Source organism: Kingella sp. SNUBH-2017 (assembly GCF_028680565.1).
GTDB lineage: Bacteria > Pseudomonadota > Gammaproteobacteria > Burkholderiales > Neisseriaceae > Kingella_D > Kingella_D pumchi.
The window spans coordinates 44,780-67,795 of sequence record NZ_JAPHVK010000011.1 but is presented as its reverse complement, the minus strand read 5'-3'; the positions used below and the strand labels follow the sequence as shown (position 1 = coordinate 67,795).

Genomic DNA, 23,016 nt, shown 5'->3' with positions numbered 1-23,016 from the left:
GCAGCCTGAAAAAACGGGTGGGCTTTCCGCCCAAGCCTGCTATGGCAGAAGCAGCCTGAAAGGCTATTCATGCGGTTTTCAGGCTGCCTGTGCGGGGGGTGTTCGGCAGGCAGCCTGAAAACGGTGGGGCAACCGTTTTCCCTTTTCCGCTTGCGGGGGGCAGGGTGGGGGTATCAGCCGCTGCGGAAACTTTTCAGGGTAACGGCAGCGGCAAACGCAGTTCTGCGAACTGCCACCCCCACCCCGACCCTCCCCCGCGCTTGGGGCGCAGGGGAGGGGGCAGTAGGCGGCGGATTGGGCGGTGGTAGGCAGCCTGAAAGGCTGTGCCAACGCTTTTCAGGTTGCTTTTTACGTTTTCAGGCTGCCTGCCGGTGCTTGTTTGTCCAGCGCTCGGCCAGCGTGCGCACTTCACGGTCGGTTTCCAGCAGCATGGCGACGCTTTCGGCGGCGCGGGCGGGAATTTTGTCCAGGCAATACTCGACGGCGGCGGCGATGTCGGTAAAGCGGATGCGGCCGTCAAGGAAAGCGGCAACGGCGGTTTCGTTGGCGGCGTTGAGAATGCAGGGGGCGCTGCCGCCTTCGTGCATGGCGCGGTAGGCCAGGCGCAGGCAGGGGAAGCGCTCGAAATCGGGAACGCGGAAGGTGAGATCGGACAGGGTGGCGAAATCGAGCCGCGCGGCGCCGGATTCGATGCGCTCGGGCAGGCCGAGGCAGTAGGCGATGGGGGTGCGCATGTCGGGTCTGCCCAGTTGGGCGAGCACCGAGCCGTCGGCGTAGCGCACCATGCTGTGAATCACGCTTTGCGGGTGGATGACGGCTTCGAGTTTGTCGGGCGGGCAGCCGAACAGCCAGTGCGCTTCGATCAGCTCGAGCCCTTTGTTCATCATGGTGGCGCTGTCCACCGAGATTTTGCGCCCCATGTTCCAGTTGGGGTGTTTGACTGCTTGGGCGGGGGTGATGGCGGCGAACTGCTCGCGCGGGGTGTCGAGAAAGGGGCCGCCGGACGCGGTGAGAATAATGGATTCGATGCCGGCGTCTTTCAGGCTGCCTGAAAAACCGGCGGGCAGCACTTGGAAGATGGCGTTGTGTTCGCTGTCCACCGGCAGCACGCGGGCGCCGGCGGCGCGGGCGGTTTCCATAAACAGGCTGCCGGCCACCACCAGCGTTTCTTTGTTGGCCAGATAAACGGTTTTGCCGGCGGCGGCGGCGGCCAGGGTGGGCATCAGGCCAGCGGCGCCGACGATGGCGGCCATCACGCCGTCTGTTTCGGGGGCGGTGGCGACATCGGAGAGCGCCTGCCCGCCGTGCAGCACTTCGGTTTGGCAGCCTGAAAGGCGCAGCAGGCCGCGCAATTCTTCGGCGCGGGCGGCATCGGCGGTAACGGCGTAGCGGGGGCGGTGGGCGAGACATTGCGCGGCGAGCTTTTCGGTTTGGCTGTGGCCGGCAAGGGCGAAGATGCGGAAGCGGTCGGGATGGCGGGAGACGACGTCGAGCGTGCTGGTGCCGATGCTGCCGGTGCTGCCGAGTATGGTGAGGTTTTGGGTGTTCATCTATTGTTGTTCTTGCGGGTGGGGCGCGGCAGCCGGCGGCAGGGCTTTCAGGCTGCCTGAAAGTTCAGTAGCGGATAAATCTTTTCAGCGACTGGTTTTGGTGCTTGATGTCGGCAATCATCAGGTCGTAGCGGTGCATGCTCTGCAGCGAGCGCACAATCAGATAGACGCCGAAGGCAATCAGCGCGCCGTTGATCAGCGTTACCGCCGCCAGCAGCGGCCAGGCATCGGCGGGGCGGTACCATTTGGAGGTGGCGATTAGCACGCTGAAAATCGACAGCGGCAGCGCAAGGATGGCGATGCCGGTACGCATTACCGCCAGCGACGTGCGTTTTTCCGCCAGCAGCAGCTGGACTTGGTTGATGTTGAGGATGTCGGCTTGGGTTTCGTTCATACCACGGGCCTTCCCTGTTCAGGCTGCCTGAAAACCGCCTGCCGCGCGACGCTGCCGGTGCATGTTTTACCCGACAACAGGCGCGGGTGCTCAGCAGCGCCAGCCGTATTGCGGCTGCATCACGCAGCCGGTGCGGCCGGGTTTGACGGCGGGCGTCGCTTCGGGCGCGGGGGTGGCACGGTCGGCGGAAAGCACCAGGCCGATGCGCGCCGGCGGGTTGAGCGCGTATTTGGCGGCCAGCGCTTCACGGCCGCTGATGCGCACGGCATGGCCTTCGCTGACAAAATGGCGGGCGTACACTTTTTGCTGCGGCCACTGCGGGCGGGCGGCGGCAATCGATTTTTTCACGTCCGCTTTGAGCGCGGCGGCTTCGACCAGCTCGAAACTGTGGGTTTTCAGCAGCTCCTGCCGCTCTTTTTCGCTGACATCCTGCGGCACGATATAAACCGAATAGCTGCTCTCGTCGGCAGTTTTGCGGCCGGCGGCCAGCGACCATTCACTCAGCGTGGTTTTGGCCGAGAAGGGCGAGCGCACGAAGCGCTCCAGATTGGCGGTGCCGATGCCGGAAAATTCATAATCGCCTTTGGCGGTCAGCAGATAGAGTTTGTCGCCGGCAAACAGCGCGGCCTGCACCGGCTCGCTGCCGCGGTAAACGTCGTAAAGGCCGGAGCAGGCGCCGAGCACGAAAGCCAGCGTCAGCCCCAAAGCCAGGCGGGGAATACGCATAATCCTGTTCTCCTTTTGCCGGAGCGCATACGGTTCAAGCGTAAAGTTTTGTCCGCTTGGGCAGCGGCAGATGCGGCGTAAAAAGGCGGCAAAGCGGCGCCACATCAGGCTTGCGGTAGAATTCCGTATGCGCGGCAAGCTGTTAATTTCGGTTAAGGGTAACACAATATCCGTTGGCCGCACAATGGTTTGCGCCCGCATGCGGCATCCGGCACGGTATCAGCCAAACAGGTTTTGTACCGCGGCATACACCGCCAGCACCGCGATCAGGCTGTCGGTGCGGTCGTACACGCCGCCGTGACCCGGCAGCAGGCTGCTGCTGTCTTTGATGCCGGCGCTGCGTTTGAACCAGCTCTCCAGCAGGTCGCCTTCGATGCTGACCACAGTCAGCACCAGCGCCGCGAGCACGGTGGCCGGCCACGACAGGTTCTCAAACAGCCAGCCGTTGCCGCGCAGCCAGCAGGCGTAAACCAGCACCGCCGCCGCGCCGCCGAGTGCGCCTTCCCAGCTTTTGCCCGGGCTGATGGCGGGCGCCAGCTTGCGTTTGCCGCAGGCGCGGCCGACAAAATAAGCCGCCACGTCGGCCAGCCACACCAGCGCCATCAGTGCCAGCAGTTTGGGGGCGGCAGCGGTATCGGGGCGCAAATCGAGCAGCGCAAACCAAAACGGCAGCAGCAGCCCCCAGCCCAAGAGCATGGCGTTGCCCTGTTGCGGCAGCGGCCATTTGCGGCGCAGCCACAGCGGCGCGCCAGCCAGCCAGCCCAACAGCACCAAAAACCAGATCAAGGGCGGCAGCTGCCAGCCGCCCAGATAGGCGGTGAGCATAAAAAACGCACTGGCGGCCAGATAGCGGTTGGACTGCTTTTCGCTCAGGCGGCACATGCGGCCGTATTCCCACAGCGCGAGCAGCGCAATCAGCGCGGCAAACGCCGCCCACAGCGCGGCGGGCGCGTAAAACAGCATGCCCAGCATCAGCGGCAGCAGCACCAGGGCGGTCAGGATTCTTTGTTTGAGCATATTCGGCTTTCGGTTTGGTTTGGGACGGGTTTTCAGGCTGCTTTTGCCGGTTCAGGCAGCCTGAAAAACGGCTTCAGACGTTCTCGACCACAACCAGGCGCGGGTCGTCGGCCAGCTTGGTGAGCACGGCTTCGACGCGCTCCTGCCAGATTTCGCCGAAGCGTTTGAGCTGGGCGTCGTCGGCGCGGCCGCTGACCGCCAGCGGCATCAGCGTCTGCATCTCAGCCGGCCACGGCGCAATCGACGGATTGTAGGACACGGCAACCGCAGCACCGGTATCGCGCCGGCGCAGCAGCATTTCGCCGCGCTCATCGCCGCTGCCGAAAGCGAGTAGGTCGCGGCGGCCGAACAGGCGCATCGGGCCGACGCCGGCAAAACCGGTTTCCGGCGCGGCGCCGGTGAGCAGCATGGCAACATTGGCGATCACGCCGGTGGTGCCTTCGTCGCGGCCGTCGCGCATCAACACTTCGATGCCGCCGCGCTCGGGGATGTCGCTGCCGTAGAGCGCCGAGAGCCCTTTCACCACCATCAGATAGGCGCCTGCAACGGTGGGGCAGGAATGGCCGGCAAGTTTAACCGCGTCCTGATAGCGGTAGGCCATCACGCCGTCGGGCGTGGCGCCGAGAAACTGCGCCAGCGGGTCGCGCATCAAGAGCTGCGGGGCGCGGTCGAAAAATTCGGGAAAGCGGTCGGCTTGGGTCATGGCGGACTCCTTATCAAGTGGACGGTTGGCAGGCAGCCTGAAAAGTATTTTTTCAGCAAAACGGGCTTTCAGGCTGCCGCAAACGGCTAAGTTGCGCTTGGTTGCAGGATTGGTGCGCCCCGCGCACCATATGGTTTTCGCATTCAGGCTGCCTGAAAGGCGGAAAACCGTTTTTGCTACACCGTTTTTCAGGCTGCTTTTTCAGGCTGCTTGTGCCGTTGCGGCAGCCTGAAACTCACGGGCGCTGCTGCTCGGGCGGCAGTTGCTCGGACGTGCGGCCGTAGCGGCGTTCGCGCTGCTGGAAAGACTCGAGCGCGCGGTGCATTTCGCGCTGGTCGAAGTCCGGCCACAGGGTATCGGTGAAATAAAATTCGGCGTAGGCCATCTGCCAGAGCATAAAGTTGCTGATGCGGGTTTCGCCGCCGGTGCGGATAAACAAATCCGGCTCGGGGGCTTCGGCGAGCATCAGTTTGGCGGCCAGATCGCTTTCGCTGATTTCGCTTTTGCCTTCCTTAATCAGCGCGTTGGCAGCCTGAAGGATGTCCCAGCGGCCGCCGTAGTCGGCAGCGATGGTGAGTGTGAGACCGGTGTTGGCGGCGGTGAGCGCTTCGGCATCGCGGATGCCGGCCTGGATTTCGGCGGGGAAGCGGCTGCGGTCGCCGATCACTTTCAGCCGCAGGCCGTTTTTGTGCATTTTGGCGACTTTTTTCTGCAGCGCCGCCAGAAACAGCCCCATCAGAAACGACACTTCGTCGGCCGGCCGGCGCCAGTTTTCGGTGGAAAAGGCGAAAACGGTCAGATAGGGGATGCCCGCTTCGGCGCAGGTGCGGCACAAATCTTCCAGCGCGTCCAGGCCTTTTTTGTGCCCCATCACGCGCGGCAGAAAGCGCTTTTTCGCCCAGCGGCCGTTGCCGTCCATAATCACGGCAACGTGGCGCGGAACCCGTGTGTAGGCGGGAATGGTTTGGGTGCTGCTGTTCATGGTTTTCCTTGCGGTGCGGCGGCAGGCAGCCTGAAAACAAAAAAACGGCGCGGCGGGCAGGCTGCCGGCCGCGGCGCGTTTGTCAGATGGCCATCAGGTCTTCTTCTTTGGTGGCGAGCATTTTGTCGGCTTCGGCGATGTATTTGTCGGTGAGTTTTTGCACCGACTCTTCGCCGCGGCGGGCGTCGTCTTCGGGGATTTCTTTGTCTTTGAGCAGTTTTTTGATGTGGTCGTTGGCATCGCGGCGGATGTTGCGGATGGCAACGCGGCCTTCTTCCACTTCGCCGCGCACCACTTTGATCAGGTCTTTACGGCGCTCTTCGGTGAGCATCGGCATCGGCACGCGGATCACGTCGCCCATTGCGGCGGGGTTCAAGCCCAGATTGGAATCGCGGATGGCTTTTTCTACCGCGGCGGCCATATTGCTTTCATACACTTTAACGCCGATGGTGCGCGCATCGAGCAGGGTAACGTTGGCCACCTGGCTAACCGGCACCGGGCTGCCGTAGTATTCCACTTCCACTTGGTCCAAGAGGCCGGTGTGGGCGCGGCCGGTGCGGACTTTGGCCAGGTTTTCCTGCAGCACTTCCAGCGAGCGCTGCATTTTCGCTTCGGCGGAGGACTGGATTTCTTTAATCATGGTTTTTCCTTTTCAAACAGTCTTCAGGCAGCCTGAAACAGGGCTGCCTGAACGATAAGAGATAAACGGGCGGATACTACCGCGCTTTGGCCGCAGCGGCAAGGGCGCAGGCAGCCTGAAACGGCTTTCAGGCTGCCTGCGCCCTTGTCGTTTAACCGTCCTGCGGCGCATCGGCTACCGCCTGGTTTTCCGGATCGAGCGCGGCGGTGGCCAGCCGCAGCCACTGCCAGGCGAGCCGGTGGCGGTCGCTGAAGGCATCGAAAAGCGCGTCTTCGCTGAGTACGCCGTACTCGCCTTCGGTGGTTTGCGACAGCGGCAGCCCGCCCGCCGCCGCATCGCGCAAGGGCAGATAGTCGCGGGCGTAAAAGGCATCGAGCTCAGTCATTACGGCTTCCGCCTGCTGCCATTCGCGTTGCGCGGCTTCCAAGCGGGGCAGCAGCTCCAGCCAGCGGCGGTAGAGCGCTTGAGCGTGATCGAGGGTTTGTTGGGCGGTATCGGCGTTCATGGTTTTCCTTTCAGGTTGCCTTTGGGTTTTCAGGCTGCTTCGGATAATCGGGCAGGCTGCCTGAAAACGGATTGTCCGCTTTTCAGGCTGCCGCTTCCAGCGTAATGCGCCGTTCAAACAGCGCCTGCACGTCGCGCTGGTGGCTGATGCCGATAACGAGAGTATCGGGCAGCTCGCGTTTGAGCGTCTGCATCAGTTCGAGCGCGGCAGCGCTGTCGAGCTGGTTGGTGGCTTCGTCGAGAAACAGGATTTGCGGACGGAAAACCAGGGCGCGGGCGAGGCTGAGGCGCTGCTGTTCGCCGCCGGAAAGGTGGCTGTGCCATTCCTGTTTTTCGTCGAGCCGGTGTTTCAGGCTGCCCAGACCCACCTGCTCCAAAGCAGCCTGAATAAGGGCATCGTCAGCACGGGCGGCGTGCGGGTAGCAGACGGCGGCGCGCAGGCTGTCGTAGGGCAGGTAGGGGCGTTGCGGCAGAAACAGGCAGCTGCCGTCGATTCGGTAGTGCCCGCCGTGATACGGCCACAATCCGGCCAACACGCGCAACAGGGTGGATTTGCCGATGCCGCTTTTCCCTTCAAATAGCAGCCATTCGGGCGCGCGGGCACTCAGGCTTACGGGGCGCAGCATCGCCCGCCCCTGCGGGGTGTGGACGGCGGTGGCATCCAGCTGCAAAAAGCCGGCCGCATCATCCGCATTGTCGGGCGGGCAAAGCGGACTTTCAGGCTGCCCGGTGTGCCGTTCGGCATCGTCCAAAGCAGCCTGAAAGCCGCCCAAACGCTCGATTACCGCCGCCCATTCGACCAGACGGCGGTAGGCATCGGTAAACCAGCCGAAGCTGTCTTGGATGCGGGCAAACGAGGTGCGCGTCTGCATCATGTCGCCGAAAGTGAGCGTTTTGGCCAAATACATCGGCAGCGTGGCGATGATGGGGATGAAAATGCTGATACGCACATAGCCCGCCCAAAAGGTGCCGTAACGGAATTCGCAGTTGGTCAGGCGGAACCAGTTGTCGCGGATGCGCTTGAAACGCTGTTTCAGACGGCCTTGCTCGGCCTCCGCGCCGTGGTAAAACGCCACCTGCTCGGCATGGTCGCGCACGCGCAGCAGGGCGGCGCGGTAGTCGGCTTCGCGGTGCTGGCGCTCGATATTGAGGTCTTTGAGCTTGCGGCCGACAAAATGCGCGGCCAGCGTGCTGAGCGCGGAATAGGCCAGCGCCACCCACACCAGATAGCCGTGTACGGTAAAGCTGCGGCCGCCAATCTCGAAGGTCTGCACGCCCGACAAGCCCCACAACACGCCGACAAACGCGCTGAATTTGGCGATATTGTTGATAAACGACAGCAGCAGGCTGATGCTTTGCGCCGCCAGAAGCGACACGTCTTCGGCGATGCGCTGGTCGGGGTTGTCCGGCTCGCCGCCAAGCTGCAGGCGGTAATGCTTGTGGCCGCCGAGCCATTCGCGCTCAAACTGCGCCGTCAGGTGCGTGCGCCAGCGGAACACCAGCCGCTTCTGCAGCCAGTCGCCGCAGACGATACAGGCGATAATCATCGCCATATAGCCCAGATATTCAACGATTAAGGCAGGCATCGCCTTGCCGTCAAACGCTGCCAGCGCATCGTAAAAACGCTTGTCCCACGCCGCAATCCACACGCTGACGGTGGTGGAAAACAGGGTAAAGCCGACGATTACGGCCAGCAGCAGCCATTCGCGCCAGCGCGCTGCACCCACCCAAAATGGGCGGGTAAGGCGGAGAAATTGCCGGATGAGTTTCATGGCAGGAAAAAGACCGGAATACCGTTTGCCGCCCGCGCCAAAGCAGCCTGAAAACCGTGATTACCGTTTTCAGGCTGCTTTCTGCCTTTCAGGCTGCCTACATTGTCCATTTGAAATTAAGGGTGAGATTGCGCGGTTCGCCGTAAAACCAGCCCCAGCCTTTGGTGCGGGCTTCGTAATTTTCGTAGTAGCGCTTGTTGGTGAGGTTGTTGATATTGAGGGCGAGCTTCATGTGTTTGTTCGGCTCATACTGAACTCCGGCATCCCACACCGTATAGCCGCCGAGTGGCTGCTGCACGTCCCAGCTGCGGTGTTTGCTCTGGCTGCTGAAACCGCCTTTAACCGTCCATTTGGCAGCCGCACCGGGCAGGCGGTAAGCGGTGTGCAGGCGGAACATATGTTTGGGTGTGTGCTGGCTGAAGTCTGCACCTTCAACAAAAAGCTGCTGCCGGCCGGCGGTTTTGGTGTATTTGCGGATATTGTAGGTATAGCCGGCAAAAAGGTGCCAGTTGGGGGTGAGATTGCCGGCAATTTCGGCGTCTATGCCCCGGCTTTGCATGCGCACGGGTTCGTAAATCCAGCTTCTGGTGTCCGGGTGCTGGATACGGGTGTTGATGGGTTCGTTGTGTTTTTCGGTTTGAAAAGCGGCGACGGAAGCGTTCAGGCGGCCTTCGCGCCATGCGCCTTTCCAGCCGATTTCGTAGCTGTTGCCCAATACGGGTTTGAGCTCTTTGTTGTCGGCGTCGCGGGCGGAGGTGTGTTTGAAAATACTGGTATAGCTGGCGTAAAGGGTGTGGTGCGGGTTGAGATCGAAGGTAAGGGCGGCATAGGGAATAAAACGGGCTTTGCGGTAGTGGTTCTGGTTGCGTATGGCAAAGTCGGGCTGGCCGTTTCTGGTGTCGCGGTACCAGATAAAGTCGTTTTTCCAGTGGTGGTAGCCTGTGCCGGCGATAAGATGCAGGCGGCCGAAGTTGAAGCGGTTGGCAAGGGTGGCGGTGTGGGTGGTGTAGCGGCTGTTGCGGTAGTCGCGGTAATCAAAAATGCTCCAGTCGGGGCGGGGGATTTCGTGTCCCGTCCAGCTGTGCAGGTTGAACGAACGTCCGGCGGTGGGCTGCTCGCGCATTTCGATATCGAATTTTTCGTGCGAGTAGGTATAGGCGGCGTACAGCTCGTGTCGTTGGTTGAAGAGCGCGTATTTGCCGTCGAGTTCGAGCCGTGCCGACCATTGGCGGGTGCTGCGCTTGTGGCGGGAAAAGGAATCAAGCGGCAGGGTGCCGTCATCTGAGCCGACATTGGCACGCGCACCGGAAAGTTGGGCTTGCTCGCTTAAGGATTTGTTGAGTTTGTAGTCGGCGGTGGCGGTCAGCTTCCAATCGTCGTTGAAACGGTGCTCCCATTCGGTAAAGGTGTGCAGCTTGCGGTAGCGGCCTTTGTCCCAAGCCGATCCCCAAAAGGTGTCGCGCGGCAGGCGCAGATCGTTGCCATTATTGTCGGAAGGCAGGCCGAAACCGGCGGGAGTGTCGGTTTGGTAGTGGTATGTGATGCCGGCGGTGAGTTTGTCATTGTCGCCGAAAGATTTGTCGGCAGTGGCGAACAGCAGGACATTGCTGCCTTTGTCGTGGGTGCGGAAGCCGCGGTCGCGTTCCAATACGCCGACTATGCGCCCGCGGATGCCGTGTTCTGTGCTCAATACGCCGGACACGTCGGCGCTGCCGCGCACCTTGCCCCAACGGTTGGCTTGTGCTTCAAATTCGGCCAAAGGCTGGGAAGTCGGTCGCTTTAAAACGGCATTAACCGATCCGCCCGGCTCGCTGCCCGCCTGTTTCAGGCCGCTGCCGCCGCGTAGGACTTCTACGCGCTCGTAAAGAGCCGTATCGGTGAGTTGTTTGCCGGTGTGAAGGTTGTTGCCGCTAAGGCTGGAGATGGTGGAGTCAAGACCGTTGGTAGTGATGGAATTGATATTGAAACCGCGTGATTGGAATTGGGTGTAGTTGCCGCGGCGGACAATGTTCATGCCGGTAGTCGTCTTTAGTGCGTCTTCCAGCGTGGTCGCGCCCAAATCGTCCATCTGCTTGCGGGTAATCACGCTCACCGATTGCGGCGTGTCTTTGGGCGCGAGCTTAAGGCCGGTGGCGGTGGACATTTCGGAGACGGTGTAGGCGTCTTTGAGCTTTTTTTTTGCCGGAAACGTGGACGGTTTGCAGTTCGCCGTCTTGGTTGTGGACGGTATCGGCGGGGGAATCGGCTGCGGCATGGACGGCAAGCAGCGCCAGCGTTAGCGCGGAGAGTTTGGACGGGTTCACGGGGTGGCTCCTGGGGTAGTTGAAAGGCCGCCGTTTGGCGGTTACTGCAGAAACTTACCTGCGCCCGTCTGCTTTCAGGCAGCCTGAAAACAGACGGGCGCGAATCCCGATGTTGTGTTGGTTTTGTGTTTGAATTTTCAGGCTGCCGCCGGGAGACGGCGGCAGCGGCATTGCGAATTTATATCAAATGTGTTTGAAATCAATGTTTGTAGAATGCTAACACGAAAAAACCGTGTGGCCGGATTTTTTACGCCGTGGCGCACCATTCGCTACTGCCGTGCCGCTGTGCCAGCGCGTTGGCTTGGGCGAGCAGACTGTCGCACAGGACGTCTTCGGTTTTGCCGTCGGCCACTTTTTCGCGGGCGATCAGCAGGGTGCGCGGGAAATAGGCGCGCACTTGCTCATAGTCGTGCAGCACGGCAATCACGGCGCGGCCGTTTTGGTTTTCCTGGCGCAGCACTTCGAGCAGGGCATAGGTGGTTTTGGCATCGACGGCGTTAAACGGTTCGTCCAGCAGCAAAAAGCGGGCGTTTTGCACCAGCATGCGGGCAAACAGCACGCGCTGGAACTGGCCGTTGGAAAGCTCGCTGATGCCGCGCTCGGCAAATTCGGCCATTTCCACGCGTTCTAAGGCAGCCTGAGCGCGGCGGCGCTGCTCGGTGCTGACGCGGCCGAAAAAGCCGATTTCGTACCACAGCCCCATTGCCGCCAGCTCGAATACGGTCATCGGCTGGCTGCGGTCGATGTCGGACTGCTGGGGCAGGTAGGCGATGTCGCGCCGCGCCAGATTGCGGTGGCGCACGCTGCCGGTGTTGCAGCGGATCAGCCCCATCACGGCTTTAAGCAGGGTGGACTTGCCGGCGCCGTTGGGGCCGAACACGGCGCACATGGTGCCGGCGGCAAATTCGGCGCTCAGGTGGTGGACGGCAGGGCAGCCGCCGCGGTAGCTGACGGTCAGGTTGTCGATTTCAATCGCGCATTCCGGCCGCGTGTGCAGTTTCAGGCTGCTCATGCGGCGGCCGCCCACAGGTAAACGCCGTACAGCAGGGCGAGCACGGCGGCCGCCAGCAGCAGGCGTTGGCCGAGTCCGGCCAGCAGAAGGGAATATTTGTTCATAAGATGCGTGCGGAAAAAAACGGCAGCGGTTTTCAGGCTGCCTGAAACGTGGCGGCAGCCTGAAAACCGCTGCCGTGAAAAAAGCGCGGCGATATTACTGTATAACAGCCGTTCAGGCAAGATACGCGCTGTATCGGATTGGCGCCGATTCCACTATAATCCGCGCCATTTTTCCCCATTTGAACCAACTCCAAAAGGCAGCCTGAAACCATGCAAGAGCACTACCAGCCATCCGTCAGCGAACCCGTCGCGCAGCAGGCGTGGGCAGAGCAGGGCGTGTTTAACGCCAAAGAAGACGCGTCCAAACCCAAATTCTACTGTCTGTCGATGTTTCCCTACCCCAGCGGCAAGCTGCATATGGGGCATGTGCGCAACTACACCATCGGCGATGTGCTGTCGCGCTTCAAACGCTTAAACGGCTTCAACGTGATGCAGCCGATGGGCTGGGACGCCTTCGGCATGCCCGCCGAAAACGCCGCGCTGAAAAACGGCACCGCGCCGGCCAAATGGACTTACGAAAACATCGCCTATATGCGCGGCCAGCTCAAAAGCCTGGGTTTCGGCATCGACTGGCAGCGCGAGCTGGCCACCTGCACGCCCGAGTATTACCGCTGGGAGCAGCTCTTGTTTACCAAGCTGTTTGAAAAAGGCGTGATTTACAAAAAACTCGGCACGGTAAACTGGGATCCGGTCGATCAGACCGTGCTGGCCAACGAGCAGGTAATCGACGGGCGCGGCTGGCGCTCCGGCGCGGTGGTGGAAAAGCGCGAAATTCCGATGTACTACTTCAAAATCACCGACTACGCCGAAGCGCTGCTCGACGATTTGGAAGGCTTGGACTGGCCGGAGCAGGTCAAAACCATGCAGCGCAACTGGATCGGCAAATCGCGCGGCATGACCGTGCGTTTCGCCGTGGCCGAAGACAGCCGCCAAGGGCTGCCTGAAAGCCATGCCGACTATATCCAAGTCTATACCACCCGCCCCGACACCCTGATGGGCGCCACCTATCTGGCCGTCGCCGCCGAGCATCCGCTGGCTGCCGCTGCCGCGCAAAGCCATCCCGAACTGCAGGCCTTTATCGCCGAGTGCAAAGCCGGCAGCGTGGCCGAAGCCGATATGGCGACCATGGAGAAAAAAGGCCTGCCCACTGGCCGCTTTGTTGTCAATCCCCTAAACGGCGAGCGCTTGGAAGTGTGGGTGGCAAACTATGTATTGTGGGGCTACGGCGACGGCGCGGTGATGGCCGTGCCCGCCCACGACGAGCGCGATTTCGAGTTCGCCAACAAATTCGGCCTGCCCGTCAAGCAGGTAATCGAACTGGACGAACCGCAGCCCTACGACCCGAAAAACTGGCACGAATGGTACGGCGCCAAAGAAGGCACCCGCCTGATCAACAGCGGCGAATTCGACGGCCTGGACTTTCAGGCTGCCTTCAACGCCATCGGCGCCAAACTGAACGCACTCGGCGCCGGCGAAGCCAAAACCCAATACCGCCTGCGCGACTGGGGCATTTCCCGCCAGCGCTACTGGGGCTGCCCGATTCCGATTATCCACTGCGACGCCTGCGGCGACGTCCCTGTACCCGCCGAGCAGCTGCCCGTCGTCCTGCCCGAGGACGTTATCCCCGACGGCAGCGGCTCGCCGCTGACTAAAATGCCCGAGTTCTACGAAACCGCCTGCCCCAAATGCGGCGGCCATGCCAAGCGCGAAACCGATACCATGGACACCTTTATGGAATCGAGCTGGTACCAGTTCCGCTATATGTCGCCGCAAGACGATAGCCAGATGGTCGAACCCGCCGCCGCCGCCTACTGGCAGGCGGCCGACCAATACATCGGCGGCATCGAACACGCCATCCTGCACCTGCTGTACGCCCGCTTCTTCACCAAACTGATGCACGGCGAAGGCATCGTTCCCGTGCGCGAACCCTTCAACCGCCTGCTCACCCAGGGCATGGTGCTGGCGCAAACCTTCTACCGCGTCCGCGAAGACGGCGGCAAAGACTGGTTCAACCCCGCCGACGTCGATCTCACTTTCGACGACAAAGGCCGCCCCGCCGCTGCCGTATTGCGCGCCGACGGGCAGCCGGTGGAAATCGGCGGCATGGAAAAAATGTCCAAATCCAAAAACAACGGCGTCGATCCCCAAGCCATTATCGACACCTACGGCGCCGACACCGCCCGCCTGTTTATGATGTTCGCCGCCCCGCCCGAACAGTCGCTCGAATGGAACGACGCCGCCGTGGAAGGCGCCCACCGCTTCCTGCGCCGCCTGTGGCGTACCGTGTACGAGTTCCAAAAAGACGGCGCCGCTTCCGCCTTTTCCGGCAATCACAACGAACTTTCAGGCAGCCTGAAAGATTTGCGCTTCAAACTGCACAATACCATCGCCAAAGTCTCCGACGACTACGGCCGCCGCCAGCAGTTCAACACCGCCGTTGCCGCCGTAATGGAACTCTTGAACCAGTTTGACAAAACCGACTTCGCCGGCGAATACGGCCGCGCCGTCGCCCAAGAAACGCTCGAAGCCGTGCTGCTGCTGTTGTGGCCGATTGTGCCGCACATCAGCGAAAACCTGTGGGCGGCGCTGCGAGAAGACAGCCCCCTGTGGCAGCAGCGCTGGCCGCAGAGCGACCCGGCCGCGCTGGTGCAGACCGAAATCGAAATGATGGTGCAGGTAAACGGCAAACTGCGCGACAAAATCACCGTCGCCGCCGACGCGCCCAAAGACGCCGTCGAAGCCGCCGCCCTTGCTACCGCCGGCGCCCAAAAATTTATGGAAGGCAAAGCGCCGAAGAAAATCATCGTCGTGCCCAAGCGGCTGGTGAATATCGTTGTTTAAACCAAAGGCAGCCTGAAAAATGCTTTCAGGCAGCTTTGGACTTGATAGCCGGATAACGGCAAAGGCAGCCTGAAAGCGCCGATACAGTTTTCAGGCTGCTTTTGTATTTGCATTTTGCTTATGCGCCCCAAGCAGCCTGAAAACTAGCAGGGCAGGGCGGTGTAAGGTTTTCAGGCTGCCTGCGTCTAAACAGGCAGCCTGAAAACGAAACCCCGTGCGCTTCCCCCATTCGGACGATTGCCGCGCCCGATAGTAAAGCGCTTATAATGCGGGGCATTTTTCCAACCGCTGCCGCCGTTTGGCAGCCTGAAAATACGGAACAACCACCATGAAAAAACTGATTTTTGCGCTTGCGGCCTGTTTGAGCCTGAGCAATCTGGCGCAGGCCGCCGTCAATCCCGAAGACCTGCTCCCGCCCGAAGAAGCCTTCGTGCCTTCGGTAACCGCCGACGACAAAGGCATCAAGGTCGATTTCAAAGTGGCCGACGGCTACTATATGTATCAGAGCAAAATCGTTGCCGAAGCCGAGCCGCAGGGCTTGTTTGCCGCGCCGAAGTTCAGCAGCGGCAAAGAAAAGAACGATGAATTTTTCGGCCGCCAAACCGTGTACTACCACAATGCCCAAGTGGGTTGGGACTACGCCAAAGCCGCCCCCGCGAGCTATCGTTTGGTGCTGAAATACCAGGGCTGCGCCGATGCCGGCGTGTGCTATCCGCCGGTGGAAACCGCGTTTGACATTGCCGGAAGCGGCCGTTATCAGGTGCAGGCAGCTGCAGACGACGCAGCGGCAGCTTTCGTAAAAAAGCCCCAAGGCGCGGCGGTGTCGGCACAGCCTGCAACCCCTTCCGCCGCGCCTGCTGATGCCGCCGATGCCAACAGCCGCTTCAAGCTCTCCCGCGCCACGCTGGCAACCAATCTGCTGTTTTTCTTTTTGGCCGGACTCGGCCTGAGCTTCACCGCCTGCATGTATCCGCTGCTGCCGATTGTGTCGAGCATTGTGGTCGGCGATAAACACAGCGGCAAAGGCCGTGCGTTTGCGCTGTCGTTTATCTATGTGCAGGGCTTGGCGCTCACTTATACCGCCGTCGGCGTGGTGGCGGGGCTGACCGGCTCGCTGCTCACCGTCTGGCTGCAGCAGCCTGCGGTGGTGCTGGCGGCGGCCGGGCTGATGGTGGTGCTGGCGCTGTCGATGTTCGGGCTGTTCAATATCCAGTTGCCCGCCGCGCTGCAGGGTTATTTTCAAAACCAGAGCAGCAAACTGTCCGGCGGCAAAGCGGCGTCGGTGTTTGTGATGGGCATGCTTTCCGCGCTGATTGTCGGCCCCTGCGTTGCCCCGCCGCTGGCGTTTGCCGTCGGCTATATCGGCCAGACCGGCGACGGCGTACTCGGCGGCATGGCGCTTTACGCGCTGGCGCTGGGCACCGGCGTGCCGCTGATACTGATCGGCACTTTCGGCGGCCACATCCTGCCCAAAGCCGGCGCGTGGATGGACGGCATCAAATACGCCTTTGGCGTGATTCTGCTGGCGGTTGCCGTTTACTTGGCCGCGCCCTATCTGCCCTACGCACTCACTGTGTCGCTCTATGCCTTGCTGCTGCTGGTTCCCGCCATGCTGATGCTGGCGAAACTGCGCAAGTTTTCAGGCAGCCTGAAAACCGTATCCGCCGCACTCGGCGCGGTTTTGCTGGCCGGCGGACTGTGGTTCGGCATCGCCAGCCTGCGCGGCCAAACCACCGCGCTGCACAGTTTCCTTACCCTGCATCCGCCGCAGGCTGAAAACAGCGCCCACGGCCGCAAATTCCAAAGCGTTGCCGAGCTGAAGCAGGCCGTTCAGGCTGCCTTTGCCGAAAACCCGAACCAGCCCGTGCTGCTCGACTTTTACGCCGACTGGTGCGTATCGTGCAAAGAGATGGAACACAAAACCTTTAGCGACAGCCGCGTTCAGGCTGCCGTGCCCCTGAGCCGGCTGGTACAGATAGACGTAACCGCCAACAGCCCCGAACATCAGGCGCTGTTGAAAGAATACGGCCTGATCGGCCCGCCCGGACTATTCGTGCTCAAAGCCGACGGCAGCCGCAGCAAAGCCCTGCTCGGCTACGCCGCACCGGAAGAGTTTATCGGCTGGTACCGCCAGCACAGCGAATAAAGCATCCGATTCACCAACTGTTTTCAGGCTGCCTGCAAAACCCGATACACGGTTTCAGGCAGCCTGAAAGCATTTTGGGGCAGGCGGATTGGCAGCGGGAAAATTGTTGGAAATAAGTGTGGTGCAAAAAAACAACACAGCAACAAAATTTGAATGGTGGCGTTTTGTGTTTGGTAAGTGGTTAAAAAATAGAATCTTATTGTGTGTATTCGGAGCGATTTGCGATATTTTCTCTGTGTGGCGTGTGGCGGCTTTGCTTCATTCTTTCCAAGATAAATTTGTTTTTTCGACCCGAAGCCGATATATTAGGCACTGCAAAAGTGCAGACCCGCCGCATCCGCGGTTCTAGGGTTGATACAGAATTAGGGCTGAAACGGTTTTTATGCCTTAAATCTCTTAAATTTTTTACAGCAACATAAGGAATACAGAAATGAAAAAAACTCTGTTAGCTTTGGCACTGGCCGGTTTGTCCACTGCTTCTATGGCTGAAGTAATTCTTTACGGTCAAATCAAAGGTGGTGTGGAAGTAACTAAAGTACGCCATCAAAAAGGTACTGAAACCCAAATCGTTGACTACGGTTCTCGTATCGGTTTCAAAGGTCAAGAACAGCTGAACGGCGATCTGAAAGCCATCTGGCAGTTGGAGCAGCGCGTTGACATCGGCGGTGGTAAAAAATCCAAAGTAGTTGGCGTTGATGCAAACAATAATCCAATTATTGTTACCGAAGGTCGTGGTTTCGGTACTCGTGACTCTTTCATCGGCTTGGAAGGCGGTTTCGGTAAAGTACGCGTAGGTCACCTGTCTACTCCGGTTAAAGAAGTAAACGACAAGCTGGATATTTGGGAATACGCTGATAACCGCGCCGGTTTGGCTGAGTTCGTTCGCGATAACGATGCTGTAGGTCGTCGCACTGCGATTTCTTACCAAACTCCCGATTTCTCTGGCTTCAAAGCAAACGTATACGTTTCTCCTAGCGACAACAACAAATTAAATGATGGTTATAGCGACCACGCTGTTTATGGTTTGGGTGCCGGTTATAACGCTAACAACATCTTTGCTGATGTGGCTGGTGTATATGTTAAAAACGGTGCAAATAACGACGACGTTAAAGCCAATGGTAAACTGAGACATGGTTACCAAGCCGTAGTCCAAGGTGGTTACGACAACGGTAAACTGATGGCTGGTGTAGCTTACCAACGCAGCCAAAACGTTGATGAAGATTCAGCTAAACGTAACGAAGTTGCCGCTTCTGTTGCTTACACCTTTGATGATGCTTTGACTCTGAAAGGTTCAGCAGCTTACGGCTTTGGTGTTAAAGATGTAGCTGGTACCAAAGCTTGGGAAAATGGCAAATACTTCCAAGGTATCGTTGGTGCTGACTACGCTCTGTCTAAACGTACTGTTGTAAACGGTCAAGTTGGTTACCTGCAAAAAGGTAAAAAAGACTACGCCAAACAAAACCTGACCAGCGGTGGTACTCTGAGCGTTGGTATGAAACACAAATTCTAATCTGATTTCAGTTTAGAACGCGTGTCGTAAGACCGGAAAGCCTGCAATAGCAATATTGCAGGCTTTCGTTTTTTTTTTGTCTTTCCAGCAGCCAAGCAGCCTGAAAGGCTTGTTTCGATATTGTTTATCAATTACATTCTGTAAATCGGATTATCGATGAATTGGAGCGGTTTATGGGTATGGATGAAAACGAACGCTATGCTTGGGTGCAGTTGGCGTTAACGCCCTATATCGGCGCGGAAAGTTTTTTGCGGCTGTATCAGCATTACGGCAGCGCGCAAGCGGCATTGCGGGCGCCGGCATCGGAAGTGCGGCGTTTGGCGGTTCACGGCAATCAGGCCGCAACTGCATGGACAGATAAAGACCAAGCCCGTATGGCGGCGGATGAAGCGCTGGAGTGGGAGCGACAAGCGGGCTGCCGTTTGCTGCTGCTGTGCGATGACGATTATCCGATGATGCTGAACGAAGGTTTGACTGCTCCGCCATTGCTGTTTTTACGCGGCAACAGCGAATTGCTGCAACGGCCGGCGGTAGCGATTGTCGGTAGCCGCCATGCCACGCCGCAGGCCATGCGTATTGCCTGTGATTTTGGCCGGGACTTGAGCGGGCGCGGTATTACCGTAGTTTCCGGTATGGCGGCGGGAATTGATACCGCCGCGCACACCGGTGCGCTGCAGGAGCAGGGCGGTACGATTGCGGTGTGGGGCACCGGTATTGACCGTGTTTATCCGCAGTCAAACAAAGCGCTGGCGCACAAAATTGCCGAATCGGGGCTGATTGTTTCCGAATTTCCACTCGGTACACGGCCGCTGGCGGGCAATTTCCCGCGCCGCAACCGCCTAATCGCCGCGCAAAGCCATGCCGTGTTGGTGGTGGAGGCCGCGGTGGGCAGCGGCTCGCTGATTACCGCATCGCAGGCGGCGGAAATGGGGCGCGAAGTGATGGCGGTGCCCGGTTCGATTGATAATCCGCACAGCAAAGGCTGCCATCATCTGATTAAAAACGGCGCCAAGCTGGTGGAATGCAGCGACGACATTCTCAGCGAGTGTCCCGCGCTCGTCCCGCTTTCAGGCAGCCTGAAAACCAAAAAGGCAGACAACAAGCAGCCTGAAAAAGCTTCCGCTGCCAAGCGCCGCCCCCAATCTGCCATCCACCTTCCCGCAACCGCAGCAAAGCAGCCTGAAAACCCAGAAGCCGATATTCCGGAGCAGACGCCGCCCGTTGCCGTTTCGTCGGACGACGAACACCCGCTGCTGCGTGGGATGGGTTACGGCGCGGTGCATCCCGATGTGCTTGCCGAAAGCCTGTCGCTGCCCGCGGCCGACGTATATGCCTGCCTGGTTGAATGGGAGCTGGACGGCATCGTTGCCGCCATGCCCGGCGGGCGTTATCAGCGCATCCGCTAAACCGGATAATGCGTTTTCGCTTTTTTAGGCTGCCTGAAAGCAAAAAAGCAGCCTGAAAAACAGACAAATGCCCCAATATGCTTGCAAAGTGGCCGGTTCTTGTTAGAATCGGCCGCGGACGCAATCCCGCAACACCAATAACCAAGGAAACCTTTATGACGCAAAATCTTTCGCAATTTACCAACAGCCACACCTTATCGGATCCGGAGGTTACGCTGCAGAAAACCTACGGCCTGCTTTCCCTGTCGTTCATTCCCTGCGCCGCCGGCGCTTTGCTGGGCATGGCCTTCAACCCCTTTGCCATGCTCGGCGGCGGTTGGGCAAGCGTGATTGTGATGATGGCGTTTTTCTACGGCATGTGTTTTGCCATTGAGAAAAACCGTTACAACAAAACCGGCGTTACCCTGCTGATGGTGTTTACTTTCGGCATGGGGCTGATGCTCTCGCCCCTGCTGCAATACAGCGCCAATTTCAGCAATGGCGGCGGCTTGGTGGCAACCGCCGCGCTGATGACGGCCGGCATTTTCTTCAGCATGACCACGCTCGCCCGCCGTTTGAACTTCAATACCAACGCGCTCGGCCGTTCGCTATCGATGGGTGTGATTGTGCTGATGATTGGCGTGGTGGCCAATCTGTTTTTCAATATTCCCGCTTTATCGCTGGCCTTGGCTGCCGTTTTTGTGATTGTCAGCTCGCTGATTATCATGTGGCAAGTGCGTACTGTAATTGAAGGTGGCGAAACCAGCCACATCAGCGCTGCGCTTACCATCTTTATTTCCATCTACAACATCTTCAGCAGCCTGCTGCGCCTGCTGCTGGCCTTTGCGGGTAGCGACGATTAAACCCGGTTCCCGTGTTTCAGGCTGCCTGAAACGCGAAATGCAGCACCCAAATTTTCAGGCTGCCTTCGATGATTCGAAGGCAGCCTGAAAAGTTTTGGGCGTTTGGTGTTTGGCAGACCATTTAGGCTTCCAGTTTTTCCAGCCCACCCAAATACGGGCGCAGAGCGGCGGGGATGTTGATGCTGCCGTCGGCGTTTTGGTGGTTTTCCAGCACCGCCACCAAAGCGCGGCCGACGGCCAGACCCGAGCCGTTGAGCGTGTGCACCAGGCGATTTTTGCCGTTTTCGTCTTTAAAGCGCGCCTTCATGCGGCGGGCTTGGAAGTCTTCGCAGTTTGAGCAGCTGGAAATCTCGCGGTAGGTGTTTTGCGCGGGCACCCACACTTCCAAATCGTAGGTTTTGGCCGCGCCGAAGCCCATGTCGCCGGTGCACAGGGTAATCACGCGGTAGGGCAGTTCGAGCGCTTTGAGAATGTTTTCAGCGTGGCCGACCATCTCTTCCAGCGCGGCGTAAGACTGATCGGGGTGCACGATTTGCACCATTTCCACTTTGTCGAACTGGTGCTGGCGGATCAGGCCGCGCGTGTCTTTGCCGTGCGAGCCGGCTTCGCTGCGGAAACAGGGCGAGTGGGCGGTGAGTTTCAGCGGCAGGGCTTTTTCCGGTAGGATTTGGCCGGCTACGGTATTGGTCAGCGTTACTTCGGCGGTGGGAATCAGATACTGGGTGTGCTTGGTTTCATCGCCGCCACGGGTAACGTGAAACAGGTCTTCGCCGAATTTGGGCAGCTGGCCGGTGCCGAACAGCGCCGAATCGTTGACGATATAGGGCGTGTAGCATTCGGTGTAGCCGTGCTGCCGGGTGTGGGTGTCGAGCATAAACTGCGCCAGCGCGCGGTGCAGGCGGGCAATCGGACCTTTCATCAGGCTGAAGCGGGCGCCGGAGAGTGTGGCGGCGGTTTCAAAATCCAAGCCCAGTTTTTCACCCAAATCAACATGGTCGCGAACGGTAAAATCAAATTCGCGCGGCGTGCCGATGCGGCGCACTTCCACATTGTCGTTTTCGTCTTCGCCCACCGGCACGCTTTCGTGCGGCAGGTTGGGAACGGCGGCCAGCCACGCTTCTAATTCCTGCTGGATTTGCGCCAGCGCCGCTTCGTTGGCGATCAGGCTGTCTTTGATGCGGGCGACTTCAGCCATCGCCGCTTCGGCTTCGGCGTGCTTGCCTTGGCCTTTGAGGGCGCCGATTTGCTTGGAGGCGCTGTTGCGCTGCGCCTGCAGCTCTTCGGTGGCGGTTTGCAGCTGTTTGCGCTGCGCTTCCATGTTTTCAAAAGCGGTGCTGTCCAAAGCAAAGCCGCGCTGCGCCAGCTTGGCGGCAACGGCGGCGGGATCGGCGCGGAGCAGTTGGATGTCGAGCATATCGGTTCCCGTATGTAAAGAAATGGCAAAGGCGGTATTCTAATGGAAACGCCGCCGCCGTGCAGCTTTCGAGCGCTGCCGGAGTGTATTCAGGCAGCCTGAAAAGCAGGGTGTGGCGGAGAATCGTTTGTAAAAATAAAATCCTGTAAAAAAACGCCGGCGCGCGTCTTGACGCTCTTTCAGGCTGCCTGTATATTCCGCCCTTTCATGCGGGGCGTAGCGCAGCCTGGTTAGCGCATCTGCTTTGGGAGCAGAGGGTCGTGAGTTCGAATCCCACCGCCCCGACCACATGAATCAGCCCGCAAGCGAATGCGCCCGTAGCTCAACTGGATAGAGCACCGACCTTCTAAGTCGGGGGTTACAGGTTCGATTCCTGTCGGGCGCGCCAAAAAGTTTTATGGTGGCTGTAGCTCAGTTGGTAGAGCCCCGGATTGTGATTCCGGTTGTCGTGGGTTCGAGCCCCATCAGCCACCCCAAATAAAAACCGCACCTGCTTCAGGTGCGGTTTTGCTTTGCCCGACGTTTTCAGGCTGCTTTTCAGACAAAGGCAGCCTGAAAACTTATTTGTGTGAAAAACGGGTAATGCCGCGTTCGCAGACGAAATAATCGGTGCGGATGTCGTGTACTTCGGTGGGGAAGTCGTCGCAAAGCTGGCAGGCAAAGCCGATGCCGATTTTTTTCGGCTGCAGCCGCCCGCGCGTGGCACCGAGGCTGACGTCGTAATAACCGCCGCCCTGGCCGAGCCGGTAGCCGCGCGAGTTGATGCCGACCAGCGGCAGCAGCATGGCGTGCAGCCGTTCGGCACGGATTTTCCGACCGGCAAACTGCGGGATTTTCAGGCTGCTTTTGCCGCGCGGGTGCTCGGTTTTCGCCTTGCCGGCAGGGTAGGGGGTAAACCACAGCCGCAGCGAACGGCTGTCGATATAGGGCAGATAGATTTGCGCGCCGCGGCGGCGGGCGCTGCGGATAAAGTTGTCGAGCCGCATTTCGCTGCCCACCGGCCAATACACGGCGATGCGTTTGCCACGACGGATAAAGCGCTTGAGCAGGCGGTTGGCCTGTATTTCGGCGCGCTGTTTTTCGGCCGGCGACAGGGCGGCACGCCGGCGGCGCAGGGCTTGGCGCAGGGCTTTTTTGCCGTTCATGCGTT

The 23,016-nt window shown here is 59.5% G+C and carries 19 protein-coding genes and 3 tRNA genes; 8 read left to right on the top strand and 14 right to left on the bottom strand.

Going from position 1 to position 23,016, the window contains the following annotated elements; genetic code table 11:
* Nucleotides 1-356: 356 nt before the first annotated feature.
* The 12 genes from ispC to OP500_RS09055 form a co-directional block, all read right to left on the bottom strand.
* Complete coding sequence (ispC, locus tag OP500_RS09110) at nt 357-1,550, bottom strand: 1-deoxy-D-xylulose-5-phosphate reductoisomerase (RefSeq protein ID WP_274070753.1); 1,194 nt, start codon at nt 1,548-1,550, stop codon at nt 357-359.
* A 64-nt stretch (nt 1,551-1,614) separates the two neighbouring features.
* The gene (locus tag OP500_RS09105) at nt 1,615-1,944 is read right to left on the bottom strand and encodes a DUF202 domain-containing protein (RefSeq protein ID WP_238746457.1); all 330 of its coding nucleotides are present in this window, start codon (nt 1,942-1,944) and stop codon (nt 1,615-1,617) included.
* A 90-nt stretch (nt 1,945-2,034) separates the two neighbouring features.
* Nucleotides 2,035-2,670 carry a hypothetical protein gene (locus tag OP500_RS09100; RefSeq protein ID WP_238746455.1) on the bottom strand — a complete coding sequence of 212 codons (636 nt, stop codon included), beginning with the start codon at nt 2,668-2,670 and terminating at the stop codon, nt 2,035-2,037.
* A gap of 219 nt (nt 2,671-2,889) precedes the next feature.
* Nucleotides 2,890-3,687, bottom strand: coding sequence for a phosphatidate cytidylyltransferase (locus tag OP500_RS09095; protein WP_238746453.1), 798 nt, complete (start codon nt 3,685-3,687; stop codon nt 2,890-2,892).
* A gap of 73 nt (nt 3,688-3,760) precedes the next feature.
* Nucleotides 3,761-4,390, bottom strand: a complete 630-nt coding sequence (locus OP500_RS09090) for a hypothetical protein (protein WP_238746451.1) — start codon at nt 4,388-4,390, stop codon at nt 3,761-3,763.
* Nucleotides 4,391-4,625: 235 nt separating this feature from the next.
* Nucleotides 4,626-5,372: an isoprenyl transferase gene (locus tag OP500_RS09085; RefSeq protein WP_274070752.1), complete on the bottom strand. Its 747-nt coding sequence runs from the start codon at nt 5,370-5,372 to the stop codon at nt 4,626-4,628.
* A gap of 82 nt (nt 5,373-5,454) precedes the next feature.
* Nucleotides 5,455-6,012: a ribosome recycling factor gene (frr, locus tag OP500_RS09080; RefSeq protein WP_274070751.1), complete on the bottom strand. Its 558-nt coding sequence runs from the start codon at nt 6,010-6,012 to the stop codon at nt 5,455-5,457.
* Nucleotides 6,013-6,163: 151 nt separating this feature from the next.
* Nucleotides 6,164-6,517 carry a DUF4298 domain-containing protein gene (locus OP500_RS09075; RefSeq protein WP_274070750.1) on the bottom strand — a complete coding sequence of 118 codons (354 nt, stop codon included), beginning with the start codon at nt 6,515-6,517 and terminating at the stop codon, nt 6,164-6,166.
* Nucleotides 6,518-6,599: 82 nt separating this feature from the next.
* Complete coding sequence (locus tag OP500_RS09070) at nt 6,600-8,288, bottom strand: ABC transporter ATP-binding protein/permease (RefSeq protein ID WP_274070749.1); 1,689 nt, start codon at nt 8,286-8,288, stop codon at nt 6,600-6,602.
* Nucleotides 8,289-8,385: 97 nt separating this feature from the next.
* Entirely contained in the window at nt 8,386-10,431 is a 2,046-nt protein-coding gene (locus tag OP500_RS09065; RefSeq protein ID WP_274070748.1) for a TonB-dependent siderophore receptor, read from the bottom strand.
* The gene (locus tag OP500_RS09060) at nt 10,409-10,591 is read right to left on the bottom strand and encodes a hypothetical protein (protein ID WP_274070747.1); all 183 of its coding nucleotides are present in this window, start codon (nt 10,589-10,591) and stop codon (nt 10,409-10,411) included. Before OP500_RS09060 ends, OP500_RS09065 begins: the two co-directional genes overlap by 23 nt.
* Nucleotides 10,592-10,838: 247 nt before the next feature.
* The gene (locus OP500_RS09055) at nt 10,839-11,603 is read right to left on the bottom strand and encodes a metal ABC transporter ATP-binding protein (RefSeq protein ID WP_274070746.1); all 765 of its coding nucleotides are present in this window, start codon (nt 11,601-11,603) and stop codon (nt 10,839-10,841) included.
* A 314-nt stretch (nt 11,604-11,917) separates the two neighbouring features.
* On the opposite strand from OP500_RS09055, the gene leuS reads away from it, so the two are divergent.
* From leuS to OP500_RS09030, 5 genes are all read left to right on the top strand, one after another.
* Nucleotides 11,918-14,548 carry a leucine--tRNA ligase gene (leuS, locus tag OP500_RS09050; protein ID WP_274070745.1) on the top strand — a complete coding sequence of 877 codons (2,631 nt, stop codon included), beginning with the start codon at nt 11,918-11,920 and terminating at the stop codon, nt 14,546-14,548.
* 328 nt (nt 14,549-14,876) lie between these two features.
* A complete protein-coding gene (dsbD, locus tag OP500_RS09045; RefSeq protein WP_238746441.1) occupies nt 14,877-16,694 on the top strand; it encodes a protein-disulfide reductase DsbD in 1,818 nt (605 codons plus the stop codon).
* Between the two features lie 430 nt (nt 16,695-17,124).
* Nucleotides 17,125-18,204 carry a porin gene (locus OP500_RS09040; RefSeq protein ID WP_238746439.1) on the top strand — a complete coding sequence of 360 codons (1,080 nt, stop codon included), beginning with the start codon at nt 17,125-17,127 and terminating at the stop codon, nt 18,202-18,204.
* Nucleotides 18,205-18,383: 179 nt separating this feature from the next.
* Nucleotides 18,384-19,610, top strand: coding sequence for a DNA-processing protein DprA (dprA, locus tag OP500_RS09035; protein ID WP_238746495.1), 1,227 nt, complete (start codon nt 18,384-18,386; stop codon nt 19,608-19,610).
* Between the two features lie 155 nt (nt 19,611-19,765).
* Complete coding sequence (locus OP500_RS09030; protein ID WP_238746437.1) at nt 19,766-20,452, top strand: Bax inhibitor-1 family protein; 687 nt, start codon at nt 19,766-19,768, stop codon at nt 20,450-20,452.
* 121 nt (nt 20,453-20,573) lie between these two features.
* On the opposite strand, the gene serS is transcribed toward OP500_RS09030, so the two are convergent.
* Complete coding sequence (serS, locus tag OP500_RS09025; protein WP_238746436.1) at nt 20,574-21,866, bottom strand: serine--tRNA ligase; 1,293 nt, start codon at nt 21,864-21,866, stop codon at nt 20,574-20,576.
* A 210-nt stretch (nt 21,867-22,076) separates the two neighbouring features.
* Between serS and OP500_RS09020 the strand changes: the two genes are divergently transcribed.
* The 3 genes from OP500_RS09020 (at nt 22,077) to OP500_RS09010 (ending at nt 22,342) form a co-directional block, all read left to right on the top strand.
* Nucleotides 22,077-22,154 (top strand) — tRNA-Pro (locus OP500_RS09020).
* Between the two features lie 23 nt (nt 22,155-22,177).
* Nucleotides 22,178-22,254 (top strand) — tRNA-Arg (locus OP500_RS09015).
* 12 nt (nt 22,255-22,266) lie between these two features.
* A tRNA-His gene (locus OP500_RS09010) sits at nt 22,267-22,342 on the top strand.
* Between the two features lie 84 nt (nt 22,343-22,426).
* On the opposite strand, the gene OP500_RS09005 is transcribed toward OP500_RS09010, so the two are convergent.
* Nucleotides 22,427-23,011 (bottom strand): 5-formyltetrahydrofolate cyclo-ligase, encoded by a 585-nt coding sequence (locus OP500_RS09005; RefSeq protein ID WP_238746435.1) that lies wholly within the window; start codon nt 23,009-23,011, stop codon nt 22,427-22,429.
* Between the last annotated feature and the right edge of the window lie 5 nt (nt 23,012-23,016).

Coding starts and splice junctions, on each gene's coding strand:
- ispC (WP_274070753.1), bottom strand. CDS start 1,550: ATGAACACCCAAAACCTCACCATACTCGGCAGCACCGGCAGCATCGGC.
- OP500_RS09105 (WP_238746457.1), bottom strand. CDS start 1,944: ATGAACGAAACCCAAGCCGACATCCTCAACATCAACCAAGTCCAGCTG.
- OP500_RS09100 (WP_238746455.1), bottom strand. CDS start 2,670: ATGCGTATTCCCCGCCTGGCTTTGGGGCTGACGCTGGCTTTCGTGCTC.
- OP500_RS09095 (WP_238746453.1), bottom strand. CDS start 3,687: ATGCTCAAACAAAGAATCCTGACCGCCCTGGTGCTGCTGCCGCTGATG.
- OP500_RS09090 (WP_238746451.1), bottom strand. CDS start 4,390: ATGACCCAAGCCGACCGCTTTCCCGAATTTTTCGACCGCGCCCCGCAG.
- OP500_RS09085 (WP_274070752.1), bottom strand. CDS start 5,372: ATGAACAGCAGCACCCAAACCATTCCCGCCTACACACGGGTTCCGCGC.
- frr (WP_274070751.1), bottom strand. CDS start 6,012: ATGATTAAAGAAATCCAGTCCTCCGCCGAAGCGAAAATGCAGCGCTCG.
- OP500_RS09075 (WP_274070750.1), bottom strand. CDS start 6,517: ATGAACGCCGATACCGCCCAACAAACCCTCGATCACGCTCAAGCGCTC.
- OP500_RS09070 (WP_274070749.1), bottom strand. CDS start 8,288: ATGAAACTCATCCGGCAATTTCTCCGCCTTACCCGCCCATTTTGGGTG.
- OP500_RS09065 (WP_274070748.1), bottom strand. CDS start 10,431: ATGTCCACCGCCACCGGCCTTAAGCTCGCGCCCAAAGACACGCCGCAA.
- OP500_RS09055 (WP_274070746.1), bottom strand. CDS start 11,603: ATGAGCAGCCTGAAACTGCACACGCGGCCGGAATGCGCGATTGAAATC.
- leuS (WP_274070745.1), top strand. CDS start 11,918: ATGCAAGAGCACTACCAGCCATCCGTCAGCGAACCCGTCGCGCAGCAG.
- dsbD (WP_238746441.1), top strand. CDS start 14,877: ATGAAAAAACTGATTTTTGCGCTTGCGGCCTGTTTGAGCCTGAGCAAT.
- OP500_RS09040 (WP_238746439.1), top strand. CDS start 17,125: ATGAAAAAAACTCTGTTAGCTTTGGCACTGGCCGGTTTGTCCACTGCT.
- dprA (WP_238746495.1), top strand. CDS start 18,384: ATGGATGAAAACGAACGCTATGCTTGGGTGCAGTTGGCGTTAACGCCC.
- OP500_RS09030 (WP_238746437.1), top strand. CDS start 19,766: ATGACGCAAAATCTTTCGCAATTTACCAACAGCCACACCTTATCGGAT.
- serS (WP_238746436.1), bottom strand. CDS start 21,866: ATGCTCGACATCCAACTGCTCCGCGCCGATCCCGCCGCCGTTGCCGCC.
- OP500_RS09005 (WP_238746435.1), bottom strand. CDS start 23,011: ATGAACGGCAAAAAAGCCCTGCGCCAAGCCCTGCGCCGCCGGCGTGCC.